This window comes from Rhodococcus sp. CX, assembly GCF_015865005.1.
Classification (GTDB): domain Bacteria; phylum Actinomycetota; class Actinomycetes; order Mycobacteriales; family Mycobacteriaceae; genus Rhodococcus.
In genome coordinates this window covers 9906-18154 of the sequence record NZ_JADZGH010000025.1, presented here as the reverse complement: position 1 = coordinate 18154, position 8249 = coordinate 9906, and the positions used below count along the sequence as shown (strand labels likewise).

The window sequence follows — 8249 nt, the reverse complement described above, 5'->3', positions numbered from 1 at the left end:
CGAGCAGGCGCTCGTCGACGCCGGGCATCATGCCGGTGGTGTCGACGACGTCGAGGGCATCGTGCCGCAGATGCAGGCCACGCCGGGAATGCCCGAACGCCGCGCCGTGGCGCGCCGCCAGGACCGTGTCCGCTCGATCCTGCACACGCTGCCCGAGGCAGCGCAGCACGCGATCCGCGAAAGCCTCGGAGCCGAGCCGGCATACGCCGAGTACCGGGACTTCGACGCCCCCACCGAAGAGATCCCGGCGGTGGTCGTCCGATGAGCGCACCCGCCATCGCACCCCCGGCGGAAAAGAAGCGGGGGATGTCGGGCCTGTCGCGCGTCGCGAAGTACCTCACGAGCAAGCCCGCCGCGTCCCTCGCGACGATCGGGCGGTCGGCCCGCCTGGGCGGAAACGTCCTGCGCTACTGCGTCACCGACACCATCGCGATGAAGCTTCCCCTGCGCGAGGTCATCGAGCAGATGTGGATCCTCCTCAAGGTCACCGCGCTGCCGGCGCTCCTGATGGCCGTCCCGATCGGCGCCGAGGTCTCGGTCCAGGTCGGCGGCATCATGAACCAGGTCGGTGCCAACTCCCTCGCGGGCGCGGCCAGCGGCCTCGGCGTCGTCGGTCAGGGTGCGCCGATGGCCGCCGGTCTCCTCATGAGCGGCGCGGCCGCCTCGGCGATCGCATCCGATCTCGGCGCGCGATCCATCCGCGAGGAGATCGAGGCGATCCGCGTCATGGGCATCGATCCTGTCCAGCGCCTCGTCGTTCCCCGCTTCCTCGCGATGATCGCGATCGCCCCGATGCTGTGCATCGTCATCATCGCCGCCGGTGTCGCCGCCGGCCTGACCATCTCTGCCAACGTCAACGACGTTGTGCCGGGCAGCTTCTGGCAGTCCTTCGGTGCCTTCGCCACCCCCACCGACCTCGCATTCTCGGTCCTCAAATCGGTGATCTTCGCCGCGATGGTCGTGCTCATCGCCGGCCTGCGCGGCCTCGAGGCCAAGGGCGGACCGACCGGCGTCGCCAACGCCGTCAACGCTTCCGTCGTGCTGAGCGTGTTCTGCATCTTCATCGCGAACCTCGTCGTCAGCCAGCTCCAGCTGATGTTCTTCCCGGCAAGGCTCGCGTGATGACGACCGGAACACCCGCGCATCGCGGGATTCGCAAGCACACGCCGGTCTCGGCACGCCTCGGCGCGGTGACCCGACGCGCCAGGGGAGCAGTCGAGGAACTCGGCCAGATCGTGCTGTTCACGGCCCGCACCGTCTACCTGCTCCCGAAGACCGTCAAGCACTACCGCAAGCAGACCCTCGCGACGATGAACAACATGGCCTGGGGCAACGGGTCGCTCGTCGTCGACGGCGGTGTCATCAGCCTGATGTTCTTCCTCGGTATCGCAGTCGGCGCGGTCGTCGCCATCCAGGCGTTCATGGCCTTCGACCTGCTCGGCTTCGGCGCCCTGACCGGCATCATCGGCTCGTTCGGCAACGTGCGCGTCATCGCGCCGATCATCACCGGTATCGGCTTCGCGGCCCAGGCCGGTTGCCGGATGACCGCCGAGATCGGGTCCATGCGCATCTCCGAGGAGATCGACGCCACCGAATCGATCGGCCTGCAGGCGATCCCGTTCGTCGTCGGACCCCGCCTGATCGGCAGCATGCTCGTGGTCCTGCCCGGCTACCTCATGGCGCTCGTCGTCAGCTTCATCACCGGTGGTCTTGTGGTCAAGAACTTCCACGACCAGCCGAGCGGCACCTACGACCACTACTTCGGCCAGTTCCTCAACGTTCCGGATCTGGCCGCGTCGGTCGCCAAAGCCCTGATCTTCTGTGCCGTCGTCACGATGATCCACTGCTACTACGGGTATTTCGCGTCGGGCGGGCCGGCGGGTGTCGGCTCGGCGTCGGGACGCGCGATCCGCGCGAGCCTGGTCGCCATCGTCGTCCTGAACTTCGTGATGACGGTGATCATCTGGGGCCTGAGCCCCGAACTTGTCTTCAAGGGATGAGGAAACGAACATGTCGAGAAGCCAGGACTTCCTGCGCGGAACAGCGGCAGAGCAGTCGCGGAGGCTGGCAACGACCGGAATGGCCACCCTCGCGGTACTCGGGGTCGCAGCCACCGTCGGCGCGACGATGTACCCGAAGTGGTCCGCCCCGAAGGGAATCGACGTCGCAGTCGACGTCGCCTACGTCGGACCGGGTGTCACGGAAGGAACGAAAGTCGTGTTGCGCGGCCGGTCCGTCGGAACCGTCACCGAACTCGAACGCACGGACACCGAATCGGTGAGGATGCACCTGGTCCTCGACGAGGAGCAGGTCGGCGGACTCACCGACCGGTTCGAACTCGACTTCCGGCCCGAGAACTACTTCGGCACGTCCGCGGTGAACCTCGTCGCGCAGCCGGGTGGCAACCCGATCGCCTCCGGGATGGAACTCGCACGTGAACCACAGGGCGACTACACGATGTCGACGATGATCGAGCAGGGCTCGCTGACCATCGACGGCACCCTGACCGACGACATGATCTCGTCGCTCGACAAGACCGTCCACTACCTCGACGGACTGACGCCGTGGATCGACACCGGCGTCGAGGTCGCCGATCACGTCGCCGACACCCAGCAGGAACTCCCGACCGTCCAGATCGCACACTTCAACGACATCCTCGAGGCGATGCCCGGATTCAGCGAGCAGGCGATCGCGTCCCTCATGGCCATCTACGACAGCAACTACAACCACCTCGCGGACGGCTCGATCGGCGTCGACGATGCGGTGTTCGACGAAGCGAACGCGGGTCTGACGCTCGCCGCGAACCAGCTGTTCGGTCAGGCCGGCGCCCTGCTGGCGTCGCACGGCGGTGAACTCACCCCGTTGATCGACACGGTGGTCGTGGCCTCGGACGTCTTCCCGCACCTCGTCAACGGCGGTATGACTCCGGCCGCGGCCCGCGAGATCGTGCGGCGCCTCGACTCGACCTTCGTCGACACCCCCGACGGACAGCGCCTGCGCCTGCGCATCCTCGTCGACGGTTTCCCCTCGTTCACAGCGCCCCTCGGACTCGGAGCGGCACCGGCCTCGGAAGGAGGCGAGCGATGACGACCCGTGGCACCTACATCGCGACCATCGTCAAACTCGTGATCGCGGCGGTCATCTCGGTGATGCTGTTCGGTCTGGTCATAAGCGCGATGCGCAGTCCCGTCGACGGCGCCACCCGCAGCTACACCGCGGAATTCTCCGACGTGTCCGGTCTCGGATCCAACGGCGACATCCGCACGCGAGGCGTCCGCATCGGGAAGGTCGAATCCATCGATCTGCACCGCCGCGACGGCAGCACCATCGCCGAGGTGCGGTTCACGATGGAGGAGCCCTACACCCTCACCGACGACACCACCCTGGCGGTCAAGTACCAGAACCTGACCGGCGTGCGGTACATCGACGTCGACTTCGGATCCGGGTCCGGCACTCCGGTGGATCACGTCGCGCTCGAACGGACCCGGCCGTCGTTCGACATCACCGAGCTGTTCAACGGCCTCCAGCCGGTGCTCGCCACGATGAGCACCGAGGACATCAACCGGTTCGCCGAGAACGCGATCTCGCTGCTCCAGGGCGACGGCAGCGGTCTCGCCCCGATGATGGACGACGCGCAGAAGCTCGCCGACCTCGCCGCCGACCGCGAGCAGGTCCTGTCCACCCTCGCCGACAATCTCGCCCGGATCGCGGACAGCATGGGCGGCCGCTCCGACGGCGTCGTCGAATTCCTTCGCTCCGTGAGCTTCCCGATCGGAAAGGCCATGACCGTTCTCGACGAGTTCCCGAAGACCGCGTCCTACGGTCCCCAGTTCCTGACCCCCGTCAAGCGACTGCTCGACGCCTACGGGCTCGCGCCGGGCGCGGACGTCGACGCGATGGTCGCCGACGCATTCACGTCGCTGGAGGAAGCCGCGGACGCCATCCGGTTGCTGCCCCCGGCGGTCGCCGGCCTGCAGTTGCCGGCGAGTCTGCCCGCCGGAGCGGGAGCGGGCTGCACCCACGGTCTCGCCCAGTTGCCGACCGATGTCCAGGTTCTTCTCAACGGTAGTGAGGTCGTCGTATGCAGCGCGTCATGAGCAAGGGACGATTCGGATCGGGCCGCATCGCGGCGTGGTTCGACAACGATCTCCGGATCGGCGCGGGCGTCGCGGCTCTCGTCGTCCTGGGTCTCGTCGCCGCCGCGGTCCTGTACACGAATCCGCCCGGACGGAAGACGATTTCGTTCGAGACGACCGACGTGTCGGCCATCTCGGTGGGGCAGGACGTGCGTGTCGCGGGTGTGTCCGTCGGCAAGGTGTCCGACATGCAACTCGGCGACACCTCGGTCCGCGTCACCGCCGAGGTAGAGGACGACCTCGAGGTCGGCACCGACACCCGCGTCGAGGTCCGTATGCTCACCCCCGTCGGCGGCTACGCGGTGACGCTCGTTCCCCTCGGTGAGGTTCCGCTCGGCGACTCCACCCTCCCCGCCGCGCAGGTCACCGTCCCGTACTCCATCGGCGACGTGCTGCAGGCGGCCCCCAACGTCACCGACAACGTCGAGGCTGAGCTGATCGACGCCAACCTCGCGCAGGTCGCGGAGGCCCTCAACAAGAACCCGGGCTCCGTCGAATCGGTGATCGCCGGAATGAGCGCGGTCGCGCGCGTCATGGACCACCAGCGCGCCCAGGTCCACACCGTCGCGAGCCTCGCCTCGGAGTACCTCACGACGTTCAACGCGAGCCGCCAGATGGTGTTCGACCTGATCCGCGAGATCGACATCGTGTTCGCCACCTACAACACCACCCACGCGGGCTTCAACGAGGCGTACCGGCTGCTCGGCCACGTCCTGATGACGGTCGCGCCCTACGAGGAGTACTACCTCGACCACCGCGAAGAGGTGGCGGCCGGCATCGCACAGATCCGCGGCATGATCGAGCAGTTCAACGCGGAGTTCGGGCCGTCGATCGACGCACTGGCCGCAACCCGCGATCAGCTCGCGAACTGGCTCACGCCCACCGGCATCGCCGAGATCGGCGGCGGCACCCTGATGGCCTCGGACATCTGTGTCCCTGTACCGGGACGCCAATGCTGATGCAGCCCTCGACATTCCGTCTTGACACGAACGGCAGGTTGTTGTGAAGAGAACGACCAGAATGACGATCATCGCGCTGACCACCACCGCGATCGCGTCGTCGTGCGGCGTCGCCGTCACCCACGCCCAGGCGAACGACACCGGGGCACCGTCCGAGACCCTGTGCGCCGAGATGCCCGACGGCATCGGCCTCTACCCGGGAAACCCCGTCACGCAGATGGGTTTTCCGGTCGGCAAGGTCGACTCGGTGGTGTCGAAGGGCGATCACGTCGAGGTCGTCTTCACGACCGACGGCGGACGTCTGTTCCCGGCCGACGTCCAGGCCGTGACGCGGTCGAAGTCGATCCTCGCGGACCGCAGCCTCGAACTCGTCGGGAACTACGAGTCGGGGCCGACCCTCGAACCCGGATCGTGCATTCCGCTCCGGAACAGCCACACACCGAAGACGATCTCCGAGGTCGTCGGATCGGCCGCGGACTTCATCGAGGCGCTCTCGCCGGAGGGTGGTGAGGACACCATCGAGATGGCCGTGACCGGATTGAACGAGTCGCTGCGAGGCCAGGGACCGAACGCGCGGGCGATGATGGAACACGCCGCGAGCGCGATGGAGAACCCCGACCGGTTCGTCGCGGACATCGGCTCGTCCATCGACAACATGGCCCCGCTGACCGAGGACGCCCTCGCCCAGTGGGCGGCGATCAAGAACATCGTCACGAACATGCCCGACGTCGTCGACGCCGGCATCGACCTGTGGCCCGGAACGATCGACGTCTGCGTCGGCATCGGATGGCTCGTCGCCGTACCTGTTCTGGACGTCGTCGAGCAGGGCGACGAGATCTGGCCGTTCGTGCACGGCCAGGCGACCGATGCGATAGCCCTCGCCGCGGCCCGCTCCGGCGACATCGGCGACCTCGTCTCCACCGTGCCCACCCTGAAGGGAGCCGTGGACCAGCAGACCGCACAGTCCGGGCCGCTGACGGCAGGGTTCACCCCGCCCGCGATCGCTCTGAAAGACGAAGAAGCCGAACGGCTCTGCGCTCTCCTCGAATCGCTGAGCCCGGGAAGCTGCCGCAGTGCAGGCTCGGGCGAGAAGGTCACCGAAGAGGGCCTGCTCGGTCTGCTCGACCTGAACGGAGCGGTGCGATGACCTCGACCACGATCCGGCGCGGAATCCGGACCGTCACGGCGCTGGCCCTCATCCTCGTCGCCTCGGCGTGTTCGCTGCGCCCCGAGGACCTGCCGTCCGTGCGCGGCGGCATCGGCGACGGCTACGAGATCTCGATCGAATTCGCCAGCGTCATGAACCTGCCGTCCGGCGCCGACGTCATCATGGACGGCGTCCGCGTCGGCGAGGTCCGCGAGGTTGCCCTCCAGGACGACAGCGTCGCCGTGACGGCCGGGATCCGCTCCGACACGCGCGTGCCGGCGAGTATCAAGGCGATCGTCCGCCAGAACACCCTGCTCGGCGACACCTACGTCGCGCTCGTGCGGGACCCGCAGGGCAAGACGGGGGAGTACCTCCGCGACGGCGCGACCGTCCCCACCGAACGCACCACCTCGCCACCCCAGCTCGAGGACACGATGGCCGTCCTCGCGACGTTCATCAACGGCGGCAGCATCCGCCGCATCGAAGAGGTGATGGGTCGCGTCAACTCCGTCATGCCGGACGTGCCCGAGATCCAGCGCCTCGCATCGACCGTCGCCGTCGACCTCGACGACCTCGGCGGGCGCACCGCCGAGATCGACCGCATGCTCAACGGGTTGGACGACACTGCAACTACTTTGAACAACAATGCGGAGTCGCTCGAAACGATCTTCGACGCGGAGACCGTGCACTACTGGCGTCGCCTTGCCGTCGACGTCGTCTCGCACATCGGTCAGATCCTCCCGTCGGTCGGCAGCCTCTACGAGGGCGGACTGTGGCTGATCCCGATGTTCGAGTCGCTCGCCGACACCACCGACATCTCCCGGGGCACCCCGTCGGCTGCGGTGGACCTGTCCAACTTCCTGCGGACCACGCTGATCCCGTTCGCGCAGCACCCGGCCGTCGACGTCGTCGCGGTCGACTCGACGAACGGTGACCAGCTCGTGTCCGACGCCGAGAACATCCTGCGAATTTTGGGAGCTGTGAAGTGATGCGGCGAACCGTACTGTCCCTCGGCGGCATGGCCGTCATCGCGGCCCTGTCCTTCGGATACATGAGCCAGCAGGGTCTGCGCACCGGGCTCATGGAGGACGTCTACACCGCGCAGGTCGAGGTGCCCGACACCAACGGGCTCGTCGTCGGATCGCGAGTATTGCTGCGCGGCATAGATATCGGTGAGGTTACCGACATCACGGCGTCGGCCGATGCCGTCACCGTGTCGTGGAAGTACGACCGGAACACCCCGATCGCCGCGGACAGCACCGTCCGCCTCGACAACCTCTCGGCCCTCGGTGAACCGTTCCTCGCCGTGTCACCTGGTTCCGATGGCGGACCGGCCCTCGAGGACGGCGCCGTGCTGGCGTCGGACCAGGTGGTCGTGCCCACGACGTTCGAGGAGCTGTCCGAGCGGCTCACCAATCTGCTCACGCAGGTCGAGCCCGACGGGGTCCGCGAGATCTTCCGCACCCTCGACATCGCGCTGCCCGACGACCAGCGCGTCTACGGCAACCTCGAGCGGTCGGGGGAACTCATGGCAGCGACGATCACGCAGAACTCCGACACGTTCACCACGTTGCTCCGCACCGTCCAGCCTCTGCTGCTCGACAGTGGAACCATTCCCGAGGGGATGCGCGCCACCGAACCCCGTGTTGCCGAATTCGGTAGTGGTTTCAAGGATCTGCTCGCCGGTATTCGCTTCGCCTCCGACCGCGGCCCCCTCAACGCCGGCATCAAGTACGGCGCGAGCCCGTTCATCGGCGAACTGCAGAAGTTCCTCGACGCCACCGCGCCCGACCTCCAAACCATCGGCGTCAACCTCCTGCCCGCGGTGTCCGAAGCCGCGAACAGCATCCGCAGCATGGACATCGGCACCCTGATGAACAACGTCCTCACCTCCACCGAATCCGGGGACGCCTTCACCCTGAAATTGGAGATGCCCGGCAACTGACTGTCCCCCTCCCCATCCCGGCCAGCCACGACAGACGAGGAACACGATGAACGTCACCACCC

At 67.2% G+C, this 8249-nt stretch carries 8 protein-coding genes and 1 pseudogene; all 9 read left to right on the top strand.

Features of this window, described 5'->3' with window-relative positions:
- Window positions 1-265: pseudogene (locus tag I0Q12_RS02355) on the top strand (ABC transporter ATP-binding protein); the annotation flags it as partial.
- A gap of 41 nt (window positions 266-306) precedes the next feature.
- Complete coding sequence (locus tag I0Q12_RS02350; protein ID WP_197250422.1) at window positions 307-1122, top strand: ABC transporter permease; 816 nt, start codon at window positions 307-309, stop codon at window positions 1120-1122.
- Window positions 1122-2000, top strand: a complete 879-nt coding sequence (locus tag I0Q12_RS02345; RefSeq protein WP_197250419.1) for an ABC transporter permease — start codon at window positions 1122-1124, stop codon at window positions 1998-2000. The genes I0Q12_RS02350 and I0Q12_RS02345 overlap by 1 nt, the downstream gene beginning before the upstream one ends.
- A 10-nt stretch (window positions 2001-2010) precedes the next feature.
- On the top strand, window positions 2011-3087 hold the full coding sequence (locus tag I0Q12_RS02340) for an Mce family protein (RefSeq protein WP_231609859.1): 1077 nt from the start codon (window positions 2011-2013) through the stop codon (window positions 3085-3087).
- Window positions 3084-4097, top strand: a complete 1014-nt coding sequence (locus tag I0Q12_RS02335) for an MlaD family protein (protein ID WP_197250418.1) — start codon at window positions 3084-3086, stop codon at window positions 4095-4097. Before I0Q12_RS02340 ends, I0Q12_RS02335 begins: the two co-directional genes overlap by 4 nt.
- Window positions 4094-5095: an MlaD family protein gene (locus I0Q12_RS02330; RefSeq protein ID WP_231609858.1), complete on the top strand. Its 1002-nt coding sequence runs from the start codon at window positions 4094-4096 to the stop codon at window positions 5093-5095. The genes I0Q12_RS02335 and I0Q12_RS02330 overlap by 4 nt, the downstream gene beginning before the upstream one ends.
- Before the next feature lie 61 nt (window positions 5096-5156).
- Window positions 5157-6242, top strand: a complete 1086-nt coding sequence (locus I0Q12_RS02325; protein ID WP_197250416.1) for an MlaD family protein — start codon at window positions 5157-5159, stop codon at window positions 6240-6242.
- Complete coding sequence (locus I0Q12_RS02320; RefSeq protein WP_197250415.1) at window positions 6239-7231, top strand: MlaD family protein; 993 nt, start codon at window positions 6239-6241, stop codon at window positions 7229-7231. The genes I0Q12_RS02325 and I0Q12_RS02320 overlap by 4 nt, the downstream gene beginning before the upstream one ends.
- A complete protein-coding gene (locus I0Q12_RS02315) occupies window positions 7231-8187 on the top strand; it encodes an MlaD family protein (protein ID WP_231609857.1) in 957 nt (318 codons plus the stop codon). The genes I0Q12_RS02320 and I0Q12_RS02315 overlap by 1 nt, the downstream gene beginning before the upstream one ends.
- Window positions 8188-8249 lie beyond the last annotated feature (62 nt).

Coding starts and splice junctions, on each gene's coding strand:
- I0Q12_RS02350 (WP_197250422.1), top strand. CDS start 307: ATGTCGGGCCTGTCGCGCGTCGCGAAGTACCTCACGAGCAAGCCCGCC.
- I0Q12_RS02345 (WP_197250419.1), top strand. CDS start 1,122: ATGACGACCGGAACACCCGCGCATCGCGGGATTCGCAAGCACACGCCG.
- I0Q12_RS02340 (WP_231609859.1), top strand. CDS start 2,011: ATGTCGAGAAGCCAGGACTTCCTGCGCGGAACAGCGGCAGAGCAGTCG.
- I0Q12_RS02335 (WP_197250418.1), top strand. CDS start 3,084: ATGACGACCCGTGGCACCTACATCGCGACCATCGTCAAACTCGTGATC.
- I0Q12_RS02330 (WP_231609858.1), top strand. CDS start 4,094: ATGAGCAAGGGACGATTCGGATCGGGCCGCATCGCGGCGTGGTTCGAC.
- I0Q12_RS02325 (WP_197250416.1), top strand. CDS start 5,157: ATGACGATCATCGCGCTGACCACCACCGCGATCGCGTCGTCGTGCGGC.
- I0Q12_RS02320 (WP_197250415.1), top strand. CDS start 6,239: ATGACCTCGACCACGATCCGGCGCGGAATCCGGACCGTCACGGCGCTG.
- I0Q12_RS02315 (WP_231609857.1), top strand. CDS start 7,231: ATGCGGCGAACCGTACTGTCCCTCGGCGGCATGGCCGTCATCGCGGCC.